General features: G+C 67.5%; 20 protein-coding genes. 11 read left to right on the top strand and 9 right to left on the bottom strand.

Annotated elements, in window-relative coordinates; translation table 11 throughout:
• Window positions 1-27 precede the first annotated feature (27 nt).
• Window positions 28-705, bottom strand: coding sequence for an MBL fold metallo-hydrolase (locus ACNUDN_RS13655; protein ID WP_419122439.1), 678 nt, complete (start codon window positions 703-705; stop codon window positions 28-30).
• Between the two features lie 139 nt (window positions 706-844).
• On the opposite strand from ACNUDN_RS13655, the gene uvrA reads away from it, so the two are divergent.
• The 4 genes from uvrA to ACNUDN_RS13675 all read left to right on the top strand — a co-directional run bounded on the left by uvrA (window position 845) and on the right by ACNUDN_RS13675 (window position 7,351).
• Window positions 845-3,766 (top strand): excinuclease ABC subunit UvrA, encoded by a 2,922-nt coding sequence (gene uvrA / locus ACNUDN_RS13660; protein WP_419122440.1) that lies wholly within the window; start codon window positions 845-847, stop codon window positions 3,764-3,766.
• A gap of 155 nt (window positions 3,767-3,921) precedes the next feature.
• Window positions 3,922-4,437: a lipoprotein LpqH gene (locus ACNUDN_RS13665; protein ID WP_419122441.1), complete on the top strand. Its 516-nt coding sequence runs from the start codon at window positions 3,922-3,924 to the stop codon at window positions 4,435-4,437.
• 62 nt (window positions 4,438-4,499) lie between these two features.
• On the top strand, window positions 4,500-6,140 hold the full coding sequence (locus ACNUDN_RS13670; RefSeq protein ID WP_419122442.1) for a hypothetical protein: 1,641 nt from the start codon (window positions 4,500-4,502) through the stop codon (window positions 6,138-6,140).
• Window positions 6,122-7,351 (top strand): CHAT domain-containing protein, encoded by a 1,230-nt coding sequence (locus tag ACNUDN_RS13675; protein ID WP_419122443.1) that lies wholly within the window; start codon window positions 6,122-6,124, stop codon window positions 7,349-7,351. Before ACNUDN_RS13670 ends, ACNUDN_RS13675 begins: the two co-directional genes overlap by 19 nt.
• Before the next feature lie 7 nt (window positions 7,352-7,358).
• Here the strand turns inward: ACNUDN_RS13675 and ACNUDN_RS13680 are convergent, their stop codons facing one another.
• The gene (locus ACNUDN_RS13680) at window positions 7,359-7,682 is read right to left on the bottom strand and encodes a hypothetical protein (RefSeq protein ID WP_419122444.1); all 324 of its coding nucleotides are present in this window, start codon (window positions 7,680-7,682) and stop codon (window positions 7,359-7,361) included.
• Between the two features lie 55 nt (window positions 7,683-7,737).
• On the opposite strand from ACNUDN_RS13680, the gene ACNUDN_RS13685 reads away from it, so the two are divergent.
• Entirely contained in the window at window positions 7,738-9,048 is a 1,311-nt protein-coding gene (locus ACNUDN_RS13685) for a hypothetical protein (protein WP_419122445.1), read from the top strand.
• Window positions 9,045-10,133 carry a hypothetical protein gene (locus ACNUDN_RS13690; RefSeq protein ID WP_419122446.1) on the top strand — a complete coding sequence of 363 codons (1,089 nt, stop codon included), beginning with the start codon at window positions 9,045-9,047 and terminating at the stop codon, window positions 10,131-10,133. The genes ACNUDN_RS13685 and ACNUDN_RS13690 overlap by 4 nt, the downstream gene beginning before the upstream one ends.
• On the opposite strand, the gene ACNUDN_RS13695 is transcribed toward ACNUDN_RS13690, so the two are convergent.
• The 4 genes from ACNUDN_RS13695 to ACNUDN_RS13710 all read right to left on the bottom strand — a co-directional run bounded on the left by ACNUDN_RS13695 (window position 10,127) and on the right by ACNUDN_RS13710 (window position 15,571).
• Window positions 10,127-10,408, bottom strand: a complete 282-nt coding sequence (locus ACNUDN_RS13695; RefSeq protein WP_419122447.1) for a PspA/IM30 family protein — start codon at window positions 10,406-10,408, stop codon at window positions 10,127-10,129. The genes ACNUDN_RS13690 and ACNUDN_RS13695 overlap by 7 nt on opposite strands.
• A gap of 9 nt (window positions 10,409-10,417) precedes the next feature.
• A complete protein-coding gene (locus tag ACNUDN_RS13700) occupies window positions 10,418-11,743 on the bottom strand; it encodes an alpha/beta hydrolase-fold protein (RefSeq protein WP_419125160.1) in 1,326 nt (441 codons plus the stop codon).
• An 85-nt stretch (window positions 11,744-11,828) separates the two neighbouring features.
• Window positions 11,829-15,161: a bifunctional lysylphosphatidylglycerol synthetase/lysine--tRNA ligase LysX gene (gene lysX / locus ACNUDN_RS13705; protein WP_419122448.1), complete on the bottom strand. Its 3,333-nt coding sequence runs from the start codon at window positions 15,159-15,161 to the stop codon at window positions 11,829-11,831.
• A gap of 38 nt (window positions 15,162-15,199) precedes the next feature.
• Window positions 15,200-15,571, bottom strand: coding sequence for a DUF1844 domain-containing protein (locus tag ACNUDN_RS13710; protein WP_419122449.1), 372 nt, complete (start codon window positions 15,569-15,571; stop codon window positions 15,200-15,202).
• A 241-nt stretch (window positions 15,572-15,812) separates the two neighbouring features.
• Between ACNUDN_RS13710 and infC the strand changes: the two genes are divergently transcribed.
• The 4 genes from infC to ACNUDN_RS13730 all read left to right on the top strand — a co-directional run bounded on the left by infC (window position 15,813) and on the right by ACNUDN_RS13730 (window position 17,938).
• Entirely contained in the window at window positions 15,813-16,424 is a 612-nt protein-coding gene (gene infC / locus ACNUDN_RS13715) for a translation initiation factor IF-3 (protein WP_419125161.1), read from the top strand.
• Window positions 16,425-16,430: 6 nt separating this feature from the next.
• Window positions 16,431-16,625 (top strand): 50S ribosomal protein L35, encoded by a 195-nt coding sequence (rpmI, locus tag ACNUDN_RS13720; protein WP_419122450.1) that lies wholly within the window; start codon window positions 16,431-16,433, stop codon window positions 16,623-16,625.
• A gap of 150 nt (window positions 16,626-16,775) precedes the next feature.
• Window positions 16,776-17,165 (top strand): 50S ribosomal protein L20, encoded by a 390-nt coding sequence (gene rplT / locus ACNUDN_RS13725; protein ID WP_064947216.1) that lies wholly within the window; start codon window positions 16,776-16,778, stop codon window positions 17,163-17,165.
• Between the two features lie 23 nt (window positions 17,166-17,188).
• Window positions 17,189-17,938 carry a TrmH family RNA methyltransferase gene (locus ACNUDN_RS13730; RefSeq protein ID WP_419122451.1) on the top strand — a complete coding sequence of 250 codons (750 nt, stop codon included), beginning with the start codon at window positions 17,189-17,191 and terminating at the stop codon, window positions 17,936-17,938.
• Window positions 17,939-18,059: 121 nt separating this feature from the next.
• Here the strand turns inward: ACNUDN_RS13730 and ACNUDN_RS13735 are convergent, their stop codons facing one another.
• The gene (locus ACNUDN_RS13735; RefSeq protein WP_419122452.1) at window positions 18,060-19,286 is read right to left on the bottom strand and encodes an acyl-CoA dehydrogenase family protein; all 1,227 of its coding nucleotides are present in this window, start codon (window positions 19,284-19,286) and stop codon (window positions 18,060-18,062) included.
• Window positions 19,287-19,290: 4 nt separating this feature from the next.
• Window positions 19,291-20,349 (bottom strand): oxygenase MpaB family protein, encoded by a 1,059-nt coding sequence (locus tag ACNUDN_RS13740; protein ID WP_419122453.1) that lies wholly within the window; start codon window positions 20,347-20,349, stop codon window positions 19,291-19,293.
• A 159-nt stretch (window positions 20,350-20,508) separates the two neighbouring features.
• Here ACNUDN_RS13740 and ACNUDN_RS13745 point away from each other — a divergent pair, with 159 nt between their 5' ends.
• On the top strand, window positions 20,509-21,375 hold the full coding sequence (locus ACNUDN_RS13745) for an adenylate/guanylate cyclase domain-containing protein (protein ID WP_419122454.1): 867 nt from the start codon (window positions 20,509-20,511) through the stop codon (window positions 21,373-21,375).
• A 144-nt stretch (window positions 21,376-21,519) separates the two neighbouring features.
• Here the strand turns inward: ACNUDN_RS13745 and ACNUDN_RS13750 are convergent, their stop codons facing one another.
• Window positions 21,520-21,831, bottom strand: coding sequence for a hypothetical protein (locus tag ACNUDN_RS13750; RefSeq protein ID WP_419121673.1), 312 nt, complete (start codon window positions 21,829-21,831; stop codon window positions 21,520-21,522).
• Between the last annotated feature and the right edge of the window lie 158 nt (window positions 21,832-21,989).

Here is a 21,989-nt window from a genome sequence, read left to right on the forward strand (position 1 = left end):
CCTTCCTGAACCTTCTCGATTACGCGGTCACCAACCGCGCTCGCGCCATTCGCCCAGATGCGGACGTTCGGTCCCGAGCGTGGTGTCGTCGCCGTGTCCTGGATACACGACGGTCTCATCGGGGAAAACATCGAACACGCGGCTGGTGACGTCACCGAGCAGCTGTTCGAAATCCCCTTCTTTCCAGGTCTTGCCGACGCCGCCCGGGAACAGACAGTCACCGGTGAACAGGTGCACCCTGCCGTCGGTGGCCGGTCCGCTCAGCGCCAGCGCCACCGAGCCGGGGGTGTGTCCGCGCAGATGGATGACGTCGAAGTGCAGCGCGCCGACGGTCAGGGTGTCACCGTCGGACAGCAGTCGGTCTGGGCTCACCGGCAGCGGATCGGCGTCGAGGGAGTGCGCCGCCGTCGGCGCTCCGGTGCCGGCGACCACCTCCTTGAGGGCCATCCAGTGGTCCTGGTGTTGATGGCTGGTGACGATCAGGGACAGCGTGGGGGCGTACCGTTCGATCAGCTCGAGCAGAAGGGCTGCATCGTTGGCGGCGTCGATGAGTAACGTCTCGCCGGTCTGGGAACAGGTGACCAGGTAGGCGTTGTTGTCCATGGGACCCACCGACACCTTGACGATCGACGCACCCGGAAGGGTGCGCCGCGCCGCAGTGTGGGGCTCGACGTGGCCCGTGTAGTTGTCGTCGACGACTGTCATGGGCACTCACGTTACTTCCTGCACGTCGGGCGCCGCCCACACCGTCGGACAAACTTGTCGGTGGTCAGACCTAGCATGGGTCTGTACTGCGCCCGACGAACGAAATAGGGCCGAGAGTTCAACATCAGAAGGGGCATCGGTGGCTGACCGCCTAGTTGTCAAAGGTGCCCGGGAGCACAATCTGCGTGGCGTCGATCTCGAGCTGCCGCGTGACGCGATGATCGTGTTCACCGGGTTGTCGGGCTCCGGCAAATCGTCGCTGGCCTTCGACACGATCTTCGCCGAAGGTCAGCGCCGCTACGTCGAATCCCTGTCGGCGTACGCTCGCCAGTTCCTCGGACAGATGGACAAACCCGACGTCGATTTCATCGAGGGGCTCTCGCCCGCGGTATCGATCGACCAGAAATCCACCAACCGCAACCCGCGGTCCACGGTCGGCACCATCACCGAGGTCTACGACTACCTGCGGCTGCTCTACGCCCGGGCCGGGACGCCGCACTGTCCGGTGTGCGGTGAGCGTATCGCCAAGCAGACGCCGCAGCAGATCGTCGACCAGGTCCTTGCCATGGACGAGGGGCTGAGATTCCAGGTCCTCGCCCCGGTGGTCCGCACCCGCAAGGGTGAGTTCGTCGACCTCTTCGACAAGCTCAACACCCAGGGCTACAGCCGGGTGCGCGTCGACGGCGTGGTGTATCCGCTCACCGATCCACCGAAGTTGAAGAAGCAGGAAAAACACGACATCGAGGTCGTCGTGGACCGGCTGACGGTCAAGGCGTCGTCGAAGCAGAGGCTCACCGACTCCATCGAGACGGCCCTCAACCTCGCCGACGGCATCGTCGTGCTCGAGTTCGTGGACCGCGAGGACGACCATCCCCACCGTGAGCAGCGGTTCTCCGAGAAGCTCGCCTGCCCCAACGGCCACCCCCTGGCCGTCGACGACCTGGAACCGCGATCGTTCTCGTTCAACTCGCCCTATGGCGCCTGCCCCGAGTGCCTCGGCCTCGGGATCAGGAAAGAGGTCGACCCCGACCTGGTGGTGCCCGACCCGGACCTGACACTCGCCGAAGGCGCCATTGCGCCGTGGTCGATGGGCAACACCGCCGACTACTTCACCCGCATGCTGTCGGGCCTGGGCGATCAGCTGGGATTCGACGTGAACACCCCGTGGAAGAAGCTGCCCGCCAAGGCGCGTAAGGCGATCCTGGAGGGCTGCGACGAGCAGGTGCACGTGCGGTACAAGAACCGGTATGGACGCACCCGGTCCTACTACGCCGACTTCGAAGGCGTCATGGCGTTCCTGCAGCGACGCATGGAACAGACCGACTCCGAGCAGACCAAGGAACGGCTCGAAGGTTTCATGCGCGACGTGCCCTGCCCCGAATGCGAGGGCACCCGGCTCAAGCCCGAGATCCTCGCGGTCACGATGACGGCGGGGAATTACGGCGCGAAGTCCATCGCCGAAGTCGCCGAACTGTCCATCGCCGACTGCGCACAGTTCCTCAACGCGTTGACCCTCGGGACCAGGGAGGCCGCCATCGCCGGCCAGGTCCTCAAGGAGATTCAGTCCCGGCTGGGCTTCCTGCTCGACGTCGGGCTCGATTATCTGTCGCTGTCGCGCGCGGCCGGCACACTGTCCGGCGGGGAGGCTCAACGTATCCGGCTGGCCACTCAGATCGGGTCGGGTCTGGTCGGGGTGCTCTACGTGCTCGACGAGCCGTCGATCGGTCTGCACCAACGGGACAACCGTCGACTGATCGATACGCTCGTACGGCTGCGCGACCTGGGCAACACGTTGATCGTGGTCGAGCATGACCTCGACACCATCGCCCACGCCGACTGGGTGGTGGACATCGGACCCGCTGCCGGTGAGCACGGCGGCCAGATCGTGCACAGCGGCACCTACGACGATCTGCTCAAGAACCCGAATTCGATCACCGGCGCCTATCTCTCCGGCAAAGAGGAGATCGAGGTCCCGGTGATGCGGCGCGTACCCGACAAGAAGCGCCAGCTCACCGTGGTCGGCGCGCGCGAGCACAACCTGCGTGAGATCGACGTGGCGTTTCCGCTCGGCGTGCTGACGGCGGTGACCGGCGTCTCGGGGTCGGGCAAGTCCACGCTGGTCAACGACATCCTCGCGTCGGTGTTGGCGAACAAGCTCAACGGCGCGCGGCTGGTGCCGGGCAGGCACACCCGCATCAACGGCCTCGACCAACTCGACAAGCTGGTGCGGGTGGACCAGTCACCGATCGGGCGCACACCCCGGTCCAACCCGGCCACCTACACCGGCGTGTTCGACAAGATCCGCACGTTGTTCGCCGCGACCACCGAAGCCAAGGTGCGCGGCTATCAGCCCGGCCGGTTCTCGTTCAACGTCAAGGGCGGCCGCTGCGAGGCGTGCTCCGGCGACGGCACCATCAAGATCGAGATGAACTTCCTGCCCGATGTGTACGTGCCGTGCGAGGTGTGCCAGGGCGCCCGGTACAACCGGGAGACTCTGGAAGTTCACTACAAGGGCAAGACCATTGCCGAGGTGCTGGACATGTCGATCGAGGAGGCCGCCGAGTTCTTCGCGCCGATCAGCTCGATCCACCGGTACCTCAAGACCCTGGTCGACGTCGGGTTGGGATACGTCCGGCTGGGACAACCCGCGCCGACGCTGTCCGGCGGCGAGGCCCAGCGTGTCAAGTTGGCCTCCGAACTGCAGAAGCGTTCCACCGGCCGAACCATCTACATTCTCGACGAGCCCACCACCGGTCTGCACTTCGAGGACATCCGCAAATTGCTCACGGTGATCAACGGTCTTGTCGACAAAGGCAATACGGTCATCGTCATCGAGCACAACCTCGACGTGATCAAGACCTCGGACTGGATCATCGACATGGGGCCTGAAGGCGGATCCGGTGGAGGCACCGTCGTCGCGACGGGCGCCCCCGAAGATGTTGCGATGAACCCGGACAGCTACACCGGCCACTTCCTGGCCGAGACCCTGGGGGTCGCCCGCGCCAAACCGAAGCCGACGGTGAAGTCGAAGACGCGCACCCGAAGAAAGGTCAGCGCCTGACGCTGTCGTGATCAGCGGTGACGGAGCACGCGAGGACGAACGTACCGCCACCCTCCGACGGGGCGGCGGCAGAAGTTGGGATCGGTAGCTGCTCATCCCGGTTTGACTCACTCCCGACGACGCCATGAGGCGAAGCACGAACGAAGGGAAAACACGTGGACGGGAAGACCGCTGTCAATCGGGTGGTTGCGGCCGTAATCGGGGTGACCGTGGGTACCGCTCTGCTGGTGGGCTGCTCCGATGACAAGAGCGACCCCGCGCCCTCGCCGGCGCAGCGCACCGAGGCTCCGGCCCAACCCCAGGCAAGCACGGGTGGCAAGACCGAGGTCAAAGTCGACGGCGCCGATCTGGCCGGACTCGATCTCGACTCGGTCACCTGCGTCAAACAGGGCGGAAAGATCAACGTCGCCAGCGGCGCGATCGGCGGTCAACAGGGTCTGGGCATCGTCATGACCGACGAACCGACGCCGGTGGTGGAGTCACTGGGCATGGTCGTCGACGGCAATGCGCTCGCCGTCGCCAATGCGATGGGTGCACAGTCCGGCTCCGCGGAGGTCACGGTCGACGGAGACAGCTACACCATCACCGGTGAAGCCGTCGGCGCCGACATGAGCAATCCGATGGCGGGCATGATCACCAAATCGTTCACGGTGACGGTGTCCTGCAGCTGATCCGTGTGCCGCGCCGAAGCGGCGGGCGTGCCCGCGCGCCCGCCGCTTCCTATGATTGCGCGGTGACCAGCAGTTCTGGGCATCCCGACCTCGAGGCGGAACTCGACCGGGCGCGGCGCCTGGCCGTCGCCGCCGACGAGGGTGCGGCGAAGGAGCTGCTGTTGTCGTTGATGCCTCGGATCGAGCAGGCCGACCGCGACGATCTCATGCTGGAGGTCTACGCCCAGCTCGGCGAGATCTACCTGGTCCGAACCGCTTACGACGGGGTGGCCGAATGTCTGAGGCGCATCGAGGAGTGTCTGCAGACCTACCGGGAGATCCAGGCCGGGCTTCGTCCGGACGCTGCCGCCGAGGTGTCCCTGTCGGTTGACCGGATCGAGCAGATGACGTCCCGATACCATCGGCGGGCCCTGTTCCTGCGGACCGGTCTGTCGGCCGCACACGGTGAACATGAATCCGCGGCAACCAGTTTGGCCGCCCTCATAGAGGCTCCCGGCGGCTTCTCCGCGCTGTCGCACGAGCACGTCCACCTGGTGATCCACGCCCACATCCTGTGCGCCGTCGCGCTGTGCGACGACGACCTCCATGTGCAGTCCATCCCACTGTGGCGCACAGTGTTCGATGCGCTCGACGGACAGGACGACACCGACGAGTCTGCCGATGTGCTCAGGGTGCTCGCCGGCACCGGTTACGGTCGGTTCTGCGTCGAGACGGGGCGCCTGACCGAGGCGGGGCCCTGGCTGCGTCGCGCCGAATCCCGCGCCCGCGCCCGCGGGTGGCGGTTGGCGGCTGCGCGGGCACAACTGGAGCGTGCCACCGCGGCGTGGGCGGCGGGGGACCGTGCGCAGGCGCAGGACCTCGTTCACCAGGCCTACCCGGACATCGCCGAACATGCTCGTGCGCATGACGTCTCGCGCAGCTGGCTCTATTTCGGCCTGATCAGCATCTCGGTCGGAGCGCTCGACGACGCTGACGAGCGTCTGGGCCACGCCGAACGTCACTGGCGGGAACTGGGCAAGCCACTGCACATCCACCGGATCCTGCTGCAGCGTAGCTGGGTCGACATCCTGCGCGGAGATTTCGTCGCGGCCGCCGACCGGGTGGCGCAGGCCCGCGCACTTCTGGACAGCTGGCCCAGGCACAGCTGGTTGCAGTACGCCCGTCTCGACGACCATCAGGGGTCCATTCTGCGGGCACAGGCACTGGCCGATCCCGACACCGCGCCGGATAAATTCGCGCAGGCCGCCGACCTCAAAGTGCCCGCTGCGCTGGCCGTCGACTCGGTGCGCTACCTGATCGGCGACGCGGATGCCAGGATGCGCTGGGCCGTACACGTGTCGGCCCGGCTGCTTGCCGGCGCTTTCGCGGTGGCCTGGGAGTGGGGAAACACCGCCCTGGTCAGCGAGCTCATCGAATATCACTGCGCCAGAGGGTCGTTCAGCGTTCCGGCAACTCCACACGGCGCTGACTGGGCGGATACCGCCACCGCCGCGGCACCGGTCGAGCCCGGGGACGACTATGCGCTCGTCGCGTCCGGCGACGCGGTCACCGGCGGGGCAGCGCTCACCCGGCTCGGACCGCTGCCGCCGCTACGGATGGATCCGCGGGCCGGTCCGGTGCTCGCGCGATACCGCGAACTGGCTGATCAGCGCTACGGTCGGCAGATCACCGCCGCCGAGACCGAATGGTGCACGTGGCCGTGAGCGATACGTCCGAGACCCTGGTGCTGCGCTACGCCGATGTCGGCGTCGCGACCTACGCCGCACTGCGGGTCGTCGGACGGCCGGAAAGCGCCGTCACCTGGGTGATCGAGGAGTCCGCGCTCGGCGTCGTGGACAGCTTGCTCAGCGCTGCGTTGCCTGACCCCAGAGCCTCCGAGAGCATCCAGGAGGCCCTCGAACGTGCCTTCACCTCAGGGGCTTTCGCGTCCCCGGCGGCCGAGCAACATCTCGCCGAAGCCCTCGGGGCGCAGCTGATCCCGGCCGAGGCCTGGGAACTGATCGTCGGGCAGTCCGCGGCGCGACACTGCACTCTGTTCGTCGGGCCGACCGGAAGACTCGCGCAGGTTCCGTGGGCGCTGTTGGCGGATCCGGGCGACGGCAACCGACGGCTTCTCGACCTCGCCGACATCCTGATGGCAGCACCACCGAACATCGCCAACGCCGTTCGCACACCTGCGCGATGGGAACAGCGCCGCGACCACGGACCGCGGTTGCTCGTCCTCGACCCCCGAGTGCCTGGCCAGCGTCCCGACTCAGCGCTCGGCTCGGTGCTGGGGCGTCCGGATCCCGGCAGCGCTCTGACGCGGCACTTCGACGATCTGCGGGCACGGCGCCGAGTGCTACCCGAGGTGGCCGCCACCGTCGAGTTGTTCCGCAACCCACACGCTGATCGCAACTGGTTGGCCACTCAGCTCATCCGCGCACCCAGCCGACTGCTGTTCGTCGGTCACGCCACGGCCGCCGACGGGGACCTCGGCCACGCCGCGCGCGCCTCGCTGCACCTGGCCGACGAGCAGCCCTTGACCGCAGCCGATCTGATGACCGCGAAGCTGGAGATCCCGCCCCGGGCCGCGCTGCTGGCGTGTTCGTCCGGCGGCGATTATCGCTTCGACGAGGCGACCGGACTGGTGGCCGCCCTCATTCTCGGCGGCGCCGTGGTGGTGACCGCCACGCTGTGGTCGCTGCCGACCGCCGCGGGCTACCGCCGGTTCGCCACCGCAGCCGACGCGTCCCACGACCCGATGTCTGAGGTGGTGATCGCCGTCGACATCGCCCACGAGGCCGAGGACGCCGGGCATGCCGTCAACGCGTGGCAACGCAGCCAACTGCACCGGTGGCACACCGGGGACGTCGCGGCCAGCCCGGTGTACTGGGCGGCGCTTGTCACTTTCGCGGTGGACGGGGCGCGATGAGCGGCGGTCACCGGGCCGTCGGCACCCACACCGCGGCCGACGCGTCGTCACCGGGGTGGTAGAAGATGTCGACCACGCTGCCGGGAACGAAACGATCCAATGACGAACCGGGAACCCGAACGGTATGGCGGGTTGCGAACTGCCCGCCATCCGGGCGGCGGACCATCACATCGATCTCGACCTCGGGGCACTCGGCATCGAAATCGCCGACGGGGCGCAGCGCGACCACGACTCCGCGGGCCCGGACCATCGCACCCGTCGGGGCGAGCAGCACCACCGCGGAGCCGGCGAACAGGAACGCGAAGAACGCCAGGGTCAGCAAGCTGGGCATGCGGCCAGGCTGGAGCACCCGGTCGGCTACCGGACTCAACTTCTATCCTGATCCGATGCGCGCCGCCTCCGAAACCCCGGCGACCGTGCGGCAGCCCCGCCGCGCGGTCATCGATCGCGGCTGGCGCGCGATCGGGCCGGGCGTCGAGGTGCTCAGCACCGTCGACGGGGGGCCACTGAGTCGGACGGTGAAGAGGATCATCGACCCGCTGGTGCTGCGGCTACGCGTCAACACCAAGTACTCCGCGCCCTTCGTGACACCCGACGTCGGTGCCGAGATGCATGCGCTGATTCTCGGACAAGCGGACACGCTGCGTGCCGCCGCATCATGGTTCGACCGACTCAAGCGGGAGCGGCGCCGCCTGCGGATCACCACCGGAAACGCCCAGGAACTGTACTTTCCGTTCTGCTTCGAACTCGCCGTCACCCGCGGAGAGCCCGACGAGAACGACTGTGGTGCAGCGGAATCGCTGCTTCGTGAGCTTCATTCCGAACGAGACCGGACGGCGACCGAGGTACTCGACAGGTATCTCGGAGACGACGACGCCGTCGCGGCGCTCTCAGCGCAGCTGGTGGGTAGCTGGCGCGATGTGCGCGCCGGGGACGAGATCACCGGACCGTTCCTGGCCGGACTGTCGACGGTGCTCGGCCGCGCCGATGGTCACACGGCGGTGATGGCGCGTCAGCGGGTCTGGTCGGCGCTGATCGCCGATGTCACCCCATACAACCTGGGTGCTGCCGTGCACCGGGCAGGTGCGGTGTTGCCGTGGTCGATCGTGGACCTCGGGCTGAGTTCAGAACTGCCGCAACGACCGCCGGCGATCGACGGCGGCAGTGGCGAACGGCCGCTGGACCGCAGTATCGCCGACCGGGTACGGGCAACGCTGCGCCGCACGCCGGCCCGTGACGAGCTCCCCGACGTCCCGCTGTTATGCGCCGAAGAGGTCGACCGGGCCTGTGCGCCATGGGGTCTGCTGGGTGAGGACAAGCAGGCGACGGTGGTCGCCGGAATCGAGGTCGGGGTCGACCTTGCGCCCCTTGACGAGGCCGCGCAGGCCCGCCATGACCTGTCTCGGCATATCCAGGCCCGCCTGCGCAAGGAGGCCTACGTGCTGCACGCGCGGCGCTATCTCGTCGAAGGGGGCCCGGTGCATCCGCGCCAGCAGGGGGTCATCGACGAACTCGCGGCGTTCCGCCGACCGTATCTGAGCCGGCTGTGGGCCCGGTTGCACGGTCGCGACGTATGGCAGGAACCGTGTTCGGACGTCGACGAGGTCCGCGAGCTCCTCGCGGGGGTCGCACGGTCGGTCAGTCTGGACCACCGTCAGCGGATCAAGTCGATGCTCGCCGCGGGAGAGCGACGATGAGGTTCGTCGCGGAGGCGGGTCTGTGGACCGCCGGTTCGGCGCCGGATGCGCCACCGGTGACCGCGGTGCTGGAGGTCTCCGGTGCGGTGCTGTCCTGGACGGTCGACGGACCGCCCGACGATGTCCACCTCACGTTCACCGATCCCGGCCGGGCAGACTGGCTGTGGCGCATCATCGGCGAAGGGGCACACAGCGCGGTGACTTCCGCGCTCGGGTCGGCCCCTGCCCTGGGGGAGCGCGACGTCGACGGGGCCGACGCGCAGCCCGGCCCCCTACAGCCGCTGCGCCGCCTCGCGCTCGGACACTGGATGCGACGGTGGTGGCCGGCAAGTCGGCGGGACGGGATCGCGGCGCTCGACGCTGCGGTCCTCGACGGCGAACTGGCACTGCTGACGGCAGCCGCGCCGGACTACTTCACCGACGACACCTTCGACTCTGACGTCGAAGAGTTGCTCGGCCCGCACATCGCGGCGCTTGACGGTCTGACCCGGCACCCAGACCAGCGGCTCCGGGATCTGGCGCACGCCTGCGCCGAGCTGATCTCCGACCTCGGGATGCCACCGATCGCTGTCGGGACCATCGACGCCCGAGGCGCCCGCCAGGACGAGTACGCCCTGATCGCCGGTGCGGGAACCATCGGCGCCGCAGCCATCGCGACCGGCGTGTCGTCGGTGCGCTGGGCTGCCGTTCCGGCCGGCATCTTCGACGCCGCCGACAACACCATCGCGTGGCGCATCGAATCGACGGGCTCTGTGGTCGAAGCGGTGGTGCAGGTCGAGCTGTCCGGTGGTGGGTCGGCCGCCGGCATCCCGGTGTCGGTGAGCTCAGGCGGGGTCGGTGGAGCGGGAACGCTGGACGGTTCGGGAACGGCATCGGTGCCACTGGTGGATGCCGAACGCGCGCCGCTGACCGAATCTGTTGCCTGGGGCCGCGATTGGGGCCAGACAGCGGTTACCGTCGGCGTCGAGGTCGCCGAGCCGGCCCAGCTTCGGGAGCGGGTGCGCAGCTACGCGCGCAGGCGTCTGGAACTGCGGGGACCCGATACCTTCCTGGCCGAGATCCTCGCCGCCGAATCGGATTACTGATCGTCGGGTCGGTCCGCTGTCATCGCCTCACGGATCTGTGCGAGCCGCTCGGCCGCTGCCCGTTGGCGAGCGTCGTACTGCTCTTCGACGGCGCGCCCCTGCGGCGTCTCCGAGGCCAGTTCGGCCGAACCGAGCGAGGTGGCGTAGCGGGTCTCGATCTTCTCGCGCACCGCGTCGAAGGTCGGCACACCACCGCTGGAGTACGCGCCGTCACCCGAGTAACTGCCGTCGGGGGCGTCACCGGGGTCAGGTTCGGGGCTGGGCACGTCCGGCATGGCCCCAGGCTACCCGGGGGCCGCTGCGGGCAGGTCCGTCCCCGGCAGGTCCGTGACCGGCACTGCCGGGGTGCCGATCTTGCCGGCCAACCACGGCAGCGCCATGGTGAACGCGGTCGACGCGAAGGGCCAGTCGTGGTTGCCCGGTTGACCCAGCACCGCGCAGGCGATACCGACCCTGTCGCCCGCGGTGCACAAGGCACCGGCCGCGACCGCCTGATCGTTGGGTTTCGCCTGCGCGGTTGCGGTCACCGGTCCGTTCACGTCGAACCAGCCCGTCACACCCCGGTAGGGACCGTGCCGGTTCATCACACTGACCGGGTCGAAGGAGGCATAGGCGTCGTTGTCACCGCCGAAGAGTCGCTGCACCGTCTCGGATTGATTTCCCGAGTTGGGTGCGGCGTCACCGGCGATGTCGACGAACGCGGTGAAGACCTCCGGGTGCATGACGGTCAGATCCACCGCGCAGGTTCCGCCCATGGACCAGCCCACCACTCCCCAGTCGGCGGCCGCCGAGCTCACCCCGAACCTGGCCTTCAGATAGGGCACCACGTCTTTGACGAGGTGGTCGGCGGAGTTGCCGCGGGGGCCGTTGACGCATTCGGTGTCGTTGTTGAACGTGCCGCCGGGATCGACGAACACGACGACCGGTGCGTAGCCGGAATGTGCCGCGGCGAAGTCGTCGAGGGTCTTGACCGCGCCGCCGGCACGCACCCAGTCGGCGGGGGTGTTGAACTCGCCGCCGATCATCATGACGGCGGGCAAGGCCGGCGGCGGGTCGCTGGCGTACCAGGCCGGTGGCACGTAGACGAACTCCTGCCGGTGCCGGAACCCCGACGCGGTGTCGGGGATGTCGACGGCCACCACACTGCCTTTGGCGGGCATCCGGTGCTGCCGTTGCAGCGCCGCGACGGCGACCTGATCGGTCTGATCGGGCAGCGGTCCGGCGGTGAGCTGGTTCCACGCCGTCTGCACGGTGGGGAAGTAGCCGACCCACAGGTTGAGCACCAACGCCGTTGAGAGCACGCACAGCGGGACCGCGAGCACCGCGACGCCGCGACGCCACCACCGCGCCCCGCGCCAGCCCGCCACCAGCACCCCGAAAGCCAGCCCCGACAACGCGATCCACACCCAGAACGTGGGCGGTGCCGGGTTGGTGTCGTCGGCGACACCGGCCGACCGGATGGCGAAATAGGCGCACGCCGAAAGCGCCACACCGATCAGTGCCGACCAGGGCACCCAGATCAGCCGCCACCGCCGGGTCCGCCAGCCGACCGCGGTGATCAACGCGGCGACGGACAGTATCTGAACGGCGACGGGCAACCACCCGTGCATCAGCTTCACGGTGCCCAGAGTGATCGTCGAAGCTTGAAGCCCGCTGTGCTCCCGCTGTCAACGCGGTGAGGTCCGACAGCCGGATCTATCGGGGTTTTGCCAGCGGGAAGGGCAGGGTCTCGCGGATACTGCGCCCGGTGATGAGCATGACGACGCGGTCCACTCCCATTCCGAGACCGCCGGTCGGCGGCATCGCGTACTCCATCGCCTGCAGGAAGTCCTCGTCAAGCTCCATCGCCTCGGGATCCCCGCCCGAAGCCAGCAGCGACTGCGCCTGCAGACGACGGCGTTGTTCGACCGGATCGGTGAGTTCGCTGTAGGCGGTCCCGAGCTCGACGCCCCATGCCACCAGATCCCAGCGCTCGGCGACCCCCGGGATGCTGCGATGGGGGCGTGTCAGCGGCGAAACCGACGTCGGGAAATCCTTGTAGAACGTCGGTTCCCGGGTCTGGTCCTCGACGAGATGCTCGTACAGTTCCAGAACGACCGCGCCGGCGTCCCAATGGGTCAGGTAGGGGATGCCCGCACCCTCGCACAGCCGCCGCAGCACGGCCAGGTCGGTGTCGGGGCCGATCTCCTCACCGAGGGCTTCCGAGACGGCCCCGTGCACGGTTTTGACCGTCCACTGTCCGGAGATGTCGACCGGTTCCAGCGTGCCGTCCGCGCGGGGACGCATGAACACCTGCGTGCCGTTGGCGGCCTGCGCAGCATTCTGGATCAGTTCCCGGCAGCCGTCGATCCAGACGTTGTAGTCGGCATGCGCCTGATAAGCCTCCAGCAGCGTGAACTCGGGATTGTGACTGAAGTCGACACCCTCGTTGCGAAATGCCCGTCCGAGCTCGAAGACTCGCTCGACACCGCCGACGCACAACCGTTTCAGGTACAGCTCGGGTGCGATCCGCAGGTAGAGGTCGAGATCGTAGGCGTTGATGTGGGTCAGGAACGGGCGGGCGTTCGCACCGCCGTGAATCTGCTGCAGAATCGGCGTCTCGACCTCAAGGAAGTCCTTGGCCACCAGAGTTTCCCGGATGGCCCGCAGCACCCCGCTGCGCGCCCGGATCAATTCGCGAGCGTCGGTGTTGACCGCGAGGTCGACGTAGCGGGTTCGTACCCGGGCCTCCTGATCGGTCAGACCCTTCCACTTGTCCGGTAGCGGCCGAAGGCATTTGCCGATCACACGCCAACCGGTGACCAGCAGCGACCACTTCCCGGAGCGGCTGTGGCCCATCGCTCCGGACACCTCGATCAGGTCTCCCAGATCGATGGTCCGGGTGAAGTCGGCGGTGCCGCCGTCGCTGAGCAGTGCATCGTCGAGTACCAGTTGGGTCTCCCCGGACCAGTCGCGCAGCTGGACGAACAACACACCGCCGTGGTCCCGCACCCTGAGTACCCGCCCCGCGACCGTGACGTCGGTGCCCTCGTCGCAGTTCAGGGCCTGGGCGACCGTATGGCTGGGCGGGTTGCCCACGGGATAGGCGTCGACGCCGTTCTCCTGAAGCGACTTGAGCTTGGCCATCCGGACCCGAACCTGTTCGGGCAGCCGGGGCTGATCCTCCTCGGTGGGGTCAGCAGGGAGCCCCATCCCGTCGGGCGCGCTGCCGTCGCTGTGCAACAAGCCCGTGGCGACCAGGGGATCGGGTGCGGCGATGTGGTGTCCGGTGTGCGGTTGTTCGTGCCGGCGTGAGAAGGGCAGAACGAGAAAACCCTCGGCGATCACGGAGGCCACGCCGACCCGGGGCACCAAGCGGGCGTCTTCGTAACACGCGTACCGGGGAACCCACTGCGGCTGGTACTTCATGTTGGACCGGTACAGCGTTTCCAGCTGCCACCAGCGCGAGAAGAACACCAGCAGCCACCGCCACAGCCGTGCCACCGGCCCGGCACCCAGTTGTGCACCCTGCTCGAACGCCGAACGGAACATGGCGAAGTTCAACGAGATTCGGGTGACTCCGATGTCCTCGGACTGCATGCACAGCTCGCTGACCATCAACTCGATGGTTCCGTTGGGTGATTGCGGGGAGCGACGCATCAGGTCCAGCGACACCCCGTTGCTTCCCCACGGCACCAGCGACAGCATCGCCACCACGTGACCGTCGTCGCCGGAGGCGCCCGCGTCGGCCCCACCCTGGACCGCTTCGACGAGCAGGCAGTCTCCGTCGGCGGGATCACCGAGCCGACCCAGGGCCATCGAGAACCCGCGTTCGTCGTCGGTGTCGCGCCAGGCGTCGGCGCGCTCGATCACCGCGGCCATGTCCTCGGCGGACAGTTCCCGGTGCCTACGGATCCGGACGGCGGTGCCGGCGCGTTTGGCGCGGGTCACGGCCTGCCGAACCGCGCGCATGTCGGGCCCGGACAATCGGAAGTCCTCCGGGTGCAGGATGGCCTCATCTCCGAGTTGCAGCGCGCTGAGCCCGGAATTCCGGAACGCTTGTGCGCCAGTGGTGCTCGCACCCATCACACCGGGAGCCCAGCCGTAGGTCTGGCACAGCCCCAGCCAGGCCTCGATGGCGTGCGGCCAGGCTTTCGGATCACCCAGGGGGTCACCGCTGGCCAGGCATACCCCGACCTCGACGCGGTAGGTGATCGCGGCGCGGCCGCTGGCGGCGAACACGACGGCTTTGTCGCGCCGGGTGGCGAAGTAGCCCAGTGAGTCGTTCTTGCCGTAGAGCTCGAGCAGGCCGCGGATCGCCGATTCGTCCTCGCCGGTGAGCGCATTGTCCGCACGTTGGGACTGGAACAGCACGACAGCCGTGACCATCAGCGCCACCGCGCCGAAGAGTCCGAGCATCGCGTTGACGAAAACATGGGGGTGTCCGCTGAACGATTCGGCGCCCACGCCGGCGAACGCGCTGACCCGGTTGAGCGCGTACCAGAACCGGTCCGGCCGGGCCAGAGACCCGGGGAACAGCTCGAGCAGTCCCCAGCCGACGAGGGTGCCGACCGCCATGCTGGTGACGAGAGTGGCGGCGGCCTTGAACAGTGCGCCACGCCGGACCCGCGCCCAGAACTCCTTGCGGGCCAGCAACAGGAACGCGATCGCGGCGAGATGAAAGACCAACCCGATGAGCTCGCCCATCTCCTGGAACCAGCGTTCCCCACCCTCGGCCAGGTCGGCGATGTTCCATCCGGCGGCCGCGATCATGTAGCCGACGAGGATCCACCACGCGATGCGTTTGCGTGCGGCGAGCGCGGCGGCCAGCAGGGCCAGCACGAAAGCCCACGCGAAGCTGGTGTCGGGGAAGTTGAAGATATAGTCGTCGACCCACTCGCGCGGCACCCGGATGAGTGACCGGATCAGCGGCGAGACGCTGGCCAGCAGCGACAGCGTCGCGATGACGCCCACGATCCAGCCGGCGGTCGCGGGCACCCACCGGTAGCGGGACGTGGGGTGCGCCCGGACGAGACTCGTTGGGGTCATAGGCCGCGAGGATATTCGCTCAACCCGGGATTATGGCGCTACCAGACCGGGCCGGTGTATTTCTCTCCCGGGCCCTGTCCCGGCTCGTCGGGAGCCGCGCTGGCCTCACGGAACGCCAACTGCAGAGTCTTGAGGCCGTCGCGGACCGGTCCCGCGTGCGGCCCCAGGTACTCGGCGGAGGCGGTGACGAGCCCGGCCAGTGCGGTGATCAGGCGGCGGGCCTCGTCCAGGTCGAGGTGTGGGCTCGACTCGGGGTCGGCGTCGGACAGTCCGAGTTTCTCGGCGGCGGCGCTCATCAACATCACGGCTGACCGGGTGATGACCTCGACCGCGGGTATGGTGGCGAGTTCACGCACGGCGGAGCCGTCGATCTCGTCGTCCGAGGCAGGGATGTCAGATCTATCGGTCATGCCTGCTAGACTGGCATGCGCGACCGTCCCGGCTGACGCCAGGGACAGCAAAGTGGAGTCCCACTCCCACCGCGGGCCGACGTTGTTCGAAGGCTCTGCGGTCCGGTCACAGGCATCGTAGATGTCTGTCCTGGTCGGCATTGGGCCCTGCTCTGAGCAGGGCTTATCTGTTCTATACGGACAGTGGGCCGACGGCGTGGGGGACTCCTGGAGCACAGTAGGAACTATCCAGGGAGGCCCCATCAGCACTGAGACCCGCGTCAACGAGCGCATTCGCGTACCTGAAGTCCGCCTTATCGGACCGGGCGGTGAGCAGGTAGGCATCGTGCGCATCGAAGATGCACTCCGCGTCGCCGCGGACGCCGATCTCGACCTTGTCGAAGTTGCCCCGGACGCCAAGCCGCCGGTGTGCAAGATCATGGACTACGGCAAGTTCAAGTACGAGACGGCCCAGAAGGCACGCGAGTCTCGCAAAAACCAGCAGCAGACCGTCGTCAAGGAACAGAAGCTGCGTCCCAAGATCGACCCCCACGATTACGAGACCAAGAAGGGTCACGTCATCCGCTTCCTCGAGGCGGGGTCGAAGGTCAAGGTGACGATCATGTTCCGCGGACGCGAGCAGTCGCGGCCCGAACTGGGTTTCCGGCTCCTGCAACGCCTGGGCGCCGATGTCGCCGATTACGGCTTCATCGAGACGTCCGCGAAGCAGGACGGACGCAATATGACGATGGTGCTGGCACCGCACCGCGGCGCGAAGACTCGCGCCAAGGCGGCGCACGATGCAGACGCTCCGGCAGCGCAGCGCGCTGACGCGAAGGCCGCCGGAGCACCCACCGACACACCACAGAACTGAGGAAACATGCCCAAGTCGAAGACCCACAGCGGCGCTTCGAAGCGGTTCCGTAGCACCGGCACCGGCAAGATCGTGCGTCAGAAGGCCAACCGCAGGCACCTGCTCGAGCACAAGCCGTCCAAGCGCACCCGGCGCCTCGACGGCCGCACCGTGGTGGCCGCCAGCGACGTCAAGCGCATCAAGAAGCTGCTCAACGGCTGAGCCGGCTCGGCCGCTGACCACCTCTGGCGGCTCGGCCGCTGACCACCTCTGGCGGCTCGGCCGCTGACCACCTCTGGCGGCTCGGCCGCTGACCACCTCTGGCGGCTCGGCCGCCGCTTGAACCTGACCCGATCGAGATAGGAAAACCCCATGGCACGCGTGAAGCGCGCTCTCAATGCGCAGAAGAAGCGGCGCACAGTACTGAAGGCCTCCAAGGGCTACCGCGGCCAGCGGTCCCGCCTGTACCGCAAGGCCAAAGAACAGCAGCTGCATTCGCTGACCTACGCCTACCGTGACCGGCGCGCCCGCAAGGGTGAGTTCCGCAAGTTGTGGATCTCGCGGATCAACGCCGCCGCCCGCGCCAATGACATCACCTACAACCGCCTGATCCAGGGCCTCAAGGCCGCCGGCGTCGAGGTCGACCGCAAGAACCTGGCCGAGATCGCGGTCAGCGACCCGGCCGCCTTCGCCGCGTTGGTCGAGGTTGCCAAGGCTGCGCTGCCGGAGGATGTCAACGCTCCGTCGGGCGAGGCTGCCTGACGCTCACCGAGCGTTCTGCCCGGGTGGCGGCAGCGGTCAAACTGCACCGCCACACCGGGCGTCGCCGCGCCGCACGTTTCCTCGCCGAGGGTCCCAACCTCGTCGAGGCAGCGTTGCGGCGCGGACTTGTCTGCGAAGTCTTCGCCACCGAGACCGCGGCAGAGAAGTTCGGTGCGCTGCTGGCTGCGGCCCCGGTGCAACTGGTCACCGACAAAGCCGCGAAAGTCTTGTCCGACACCGTGACTCCGGTCGGTCTGGTCGCCGTGTGCTCGATACCCGAAGCCCACCTCGCGGACGTGCTCGCCGGTGGGCCGACCCTGCTGGCGGTGCCGGTGGGGATCTCCGAGCCCGGGAATGCCGGCACCCTGATCCGCGTCGCCGATGCGATGGGCGCCGATGCGGTGGTGCTCGCCGGGGACAGCGTCGACCCGTACAACGGGAAGTGTCTGCGGGCGTCGGCGGGGAGCATCTTCTCGGTCCCGGTGATCAGCGATCAGGACACCACAGGTTTGGTCACCCAGCTCAAAGACGCGGGCCTGCAGGTGCTTGCGACTGCACTCGGCGGATCGGTCAGCCTCGACGACGTCGATCTGTCCGGTCCGACCGCCTGGCTGTTCGGGCCCGAAGCCCACGGACTACCCGCGGACGTGGTCGATCTCGCGACGGCGGGTGTCGAGATCCCGATGGCCGGCGGCGCCGAGAGTCTCAACGTCGCGTCGGCCGCTGCGATCTGTCTGTACCAGAGCGCCGCGGCCCACCGCCGCGCCCGCTGATTCCCGACATCCGCTTGGCGCTCGCCGGAGACCCGGCAGGGGCGTGCCCACGAGATTGCGCACACGGTCGTGAATTTCGCACCCGCACGACCCTGGCCGCCATCTCGCGCCCGTACCCGCTCTAACCGTTGAGCAGACCTCTTGCCACGTGCGTGATCTGCACCTCGTTGCTTCCGGCGTAGATCATCAACGACTTGGCGTCGCGGGCAAGCTGTTCCACCCGGTACTCGGTCATATACCCGTTACCGCCGAAAACCTGCACCGCCTCCATCGCCACATCGGTGGCCGCCTGCGAGCAGTACCATTTGATCGCCGACGCCTCCGCCAACGAGATCTCGGTTCCGGTCTGGGCGGCTTCGATCACGCGAAACAGCATGTTGCGCACATTCATTCGCGCAACTTCCATGGTCGCCAGTTTCAGCTGGATCAACTGGAACCGACCGATCTCCGCTCCCCACAGCGTGCGGGATCTCGCATAGTCGACGCATAAGCGCAGGCACTCCTCGATCACCCCGAGCGCCATCGCGGCCACGCCGATACGTTCGGCGGAGAAGTTGGAGCGGGCACTGTCGCGACCGTCACCCGCGGCGTTGTCTTCGGTTTCGCCGAGCAGTCGGTCCCGGCCCAGTCGGACATCGTGGAAGAACAACTCTCCGGTGCGCGACGAGTGGATTCCCATCTTGCGGAAGGGCTTGGACTGGACGAACCCGTCCATGCCGCGGTCCAGCACGAACGTCAGGACCTTGCGGTCGCGCGGATTCGGAGCGGAATCACTGAGCTTGGCGTAAACGACCACCACATCGGCGTCCGGACCGTTGGTGATGAACGTTTTCTGGCCGTTGAGGATGTAGTCGTCACCGTCACGTACGACGTAGGATTTCATGCCGCCGAAGGCATCTGAACCCGAATCGGGCTCGGTGATGGCCCAGGCGCCCACCTTGTCGTAGGTGACCAGATCGGGCAGCCAGCGTTCCTGCTGGGCAAGCGTGCCCCGACCCATGATCGTGGGCACCGTCAGCCCGAGGCTGACACCCATGCCGGTGACCACACCCATCGACACCCGGCACAGCTCGCTGATCACCACGAACCCCATACCGGGGGAGCCGCCGAACATCCCGCCGCCTGAGGAGTGCCCGGCATCGGTGCCGGCACGCAGTCGGGTCAGCCGCTTGTTGAGCGACTCGCGGGCCATCTCGGCGATGCCGAAGGTGGTGAAGAGCTTGCGGATGATGGGATAGGGCTCCATCTCGCCGCTTTCCAGCGCATCGAGATGCGGGCGGATCTCTTTGTCGACGAACTCGCGCACGGCATCGCGCACTGCAAGGTCGACTTCAGACCATTCGAGCATGTGTTCAGGCTGCCTTACCGGACCCGCGTCCGGCAGCCGGTCGGCGAACTCCTGCCAGTGAGAACGTGGTGTGCACCAGGGACCCGACCCGGTCGAGCAATGACCTGTGGGGCGGTCGATAGTGCATGGGCAGGTGGCGGCGGTCAGGTGGGGGCGCCACGAAGGCAGGGGCCTCCACCAGCGGGGCATCCGCGGCCACCTTGCCCGCGGCGCGGCGGTACGCCGCCACTGCCCGCGGATGGAGACGGACCTCGTCAGGGACGGCCAGGAACGCAATTTCGACCACTTTGCCGAACAGCCTCAGCACGATCTCGTCGCCCGGCGTCCATCGCATACCCGCCCGTTCTCGCACGACCGGGTCGAAAACTCCTGCCGCGATCCAACGCTGCGCACCGACCATCGGCTTGAACATCTGGTCCCACAGTGCGGTGGGCATCATCACGAACCACGGTTTGGGTATGCGGATCGAGAAGATGTCCAGCGTCGCCTGGTTGACCTCGAGCTCCTCCTGACACTTGCGGTCCCAGTACTCGCAGAACGCCTCCCAGGACGGCGGAACCGGCTGCATGCTCATCCCGTACATCCGGTACCACTGAACATGCTCGTCGAACAACTGCTTCTTCTCGGCTTCGGTCAAGCCACCGCAGAAGTATTCGGCAGTCTTGATGATCAGCATGAAGAACGTGGCGTGTGCCCAGTAGAACGTCTCGGGGTTGAGCGCGTGATAGCGCCGTCCTTCAGCGTCGACACCCTTGATCGTGTTGTGAAAACCGCGGATCTGCGCGCCGGTCTGCGCGGCGCGATCGCCGTCGTAGACGACACCCATGATCGGGTACACCGAGCGTGCCACCCGCTGCAGCGGCTCGCGCAACAGAATCGAGTGGTCCTCGACGCCGGCGCCGAGCTGCGGGTACATGTTCTGGATCGCGCCGATCCAGACTCCGAGCATGCCGGTCCGGACGTCGCCGAAGTACTTCCAGGTCAGTGAGTCGGGGCCGAGCGGATCGGCCGACGGCGCCGAAGCGGGACCCGTCGAAGCCGAACCGGGAGAAGAACCTGCCATCGCCGTTGATCGCACCTTGTCCACGATAGGTGCTGACAACGCGCGTTGTCTATGGATGGGCAGTCGGTCTGTCACGATGTTACGCACCCTCAACCGACCGAAAACACCGCCGAGACCTGCTTGTTTATCCGCGCGCGTGAGCTCGATTAGGCTTGCGCCGTGGACGATGACCCACCCGGTGACCCAGCAGGCCACCGGTCGACAGGGCCGCTGGGCTGGCTGAGGGAAGTCAACCACCACGACGCGGTCATCGCCTTCCTACGCCGGACGCGCCGCGCCCTCCCAGGAGATCCTGACTTCGGCGACCCGCTGTCGGTCAGCGGGGTAGGCGGACCCCAAGCGGCCGCCCGCGCCGCCGACCGGCTCCTCGAACGCAACGCGGTGACGCGTGAGGTCAGCCTGGGCGCGCTACAGGTCTGGCAGGCGCTGACCGAACGTGTATCCGGTCGGCCCGCCAATGCCGAAGTGACACTGGTGTTCACCGATCTGGTGGGCTTCTCCGCGTGGTCGCTGCGCGCCGGTGACGAAGCCACCCTGCGCCTGCTGCGGCGTGTTTCCCAGGTCGTCGAACCGCCTCTGCTCGAGGCCGGCGGGCACATCGTCAAACGCATGGGCGACGGGCTGATGGCGGTCTTCACCGACCCGGCCACCGCGGTCCGTGCCGCAGTCCAGGCGCGCGACGCCGTCAAAGCTCTTGACGTGGAAGGGTATACGCCCCGCATGCGGGTCGGCATCCACACCGGCCGACCGCAGCGGATCGGTTCGGACTGGCTCGGAATCGACGTCAACCTCGCCGCGCGGGTGATGGAACGGGCGACGCGCGGCGAACTCGTCGTCTCCGAGGCCACCCTGCAGCGCATCCCGGACGACGAACTGCCGACACTGGGCGTGACGGCGAAGAGACTGCGCCGGCAGGTATTCGCCCCCAAGCAAGACGGGGTGCCCAACGACTTCGTCATGTATCGACTCCGGACACGAAAGCCGGGACCGGATGACCACGACGACGAAGCCGGCACCGCGGACTGACCCATCCCGGGGCCAAGGGCGCGGCGACGGGGGCCGACAAAGTGTGGCCGAGATTGCCTTGCGGGCGGTGAATCTCGGCTTGGATTCACCGCCCTGAGGGCAATCTCGGCGGGTTCGGCGTGTTTGGCATCTCGGTGCCGGGTGTTATTTGACGTCGACGTAGTAGACGCTGGCGCCGGTTTTGCTGTTCTGGTAGATGCGGCGGTCGTAGCGGTTGTCGCGGACCGTGGAGCGGATGTCGCCGCCCTTGTGGACGCCGACCACCGAGGCCTCCGACAGCGGGGCACCCGAGAGGCGGTTGACCACGACCCGGTGGCCCTGGGCCTCCAGCTGGGCGATGGTGGCATCGGCGTTGCCGGCGGTGGGTGCCGCCGCGGCGGGGGCAGCCAGGCCGACTACTGCGGCCGACAGGCCGGCGGCGATGGCGGTGGTGGCGGCAATGGTGAGGTTTTTCATGGTGTGCTCTTCCCTGTGTCGGGGTCGCAGCCGTGGAGCGTGTCGCGCGGTTTCGACTCGGTGGTGGTGATTGGTGGTGTTCGATCTTTCCGATCTGACGGCTTAAACCAGCAGGTCAGGCAGATAATTCCGGTGGCAGGAATTGCACGGCCGATGGC

It is taken from the genome of Mycobacterium sp. smrl_JER01 (genome assembly GCF_048513595.2).
Taxonomy (GTDB): Bacteria; Actinomycetota; Actinomycetes; order Mycobacteriales; family Mycobacteriaceae; genus Mycobacterium.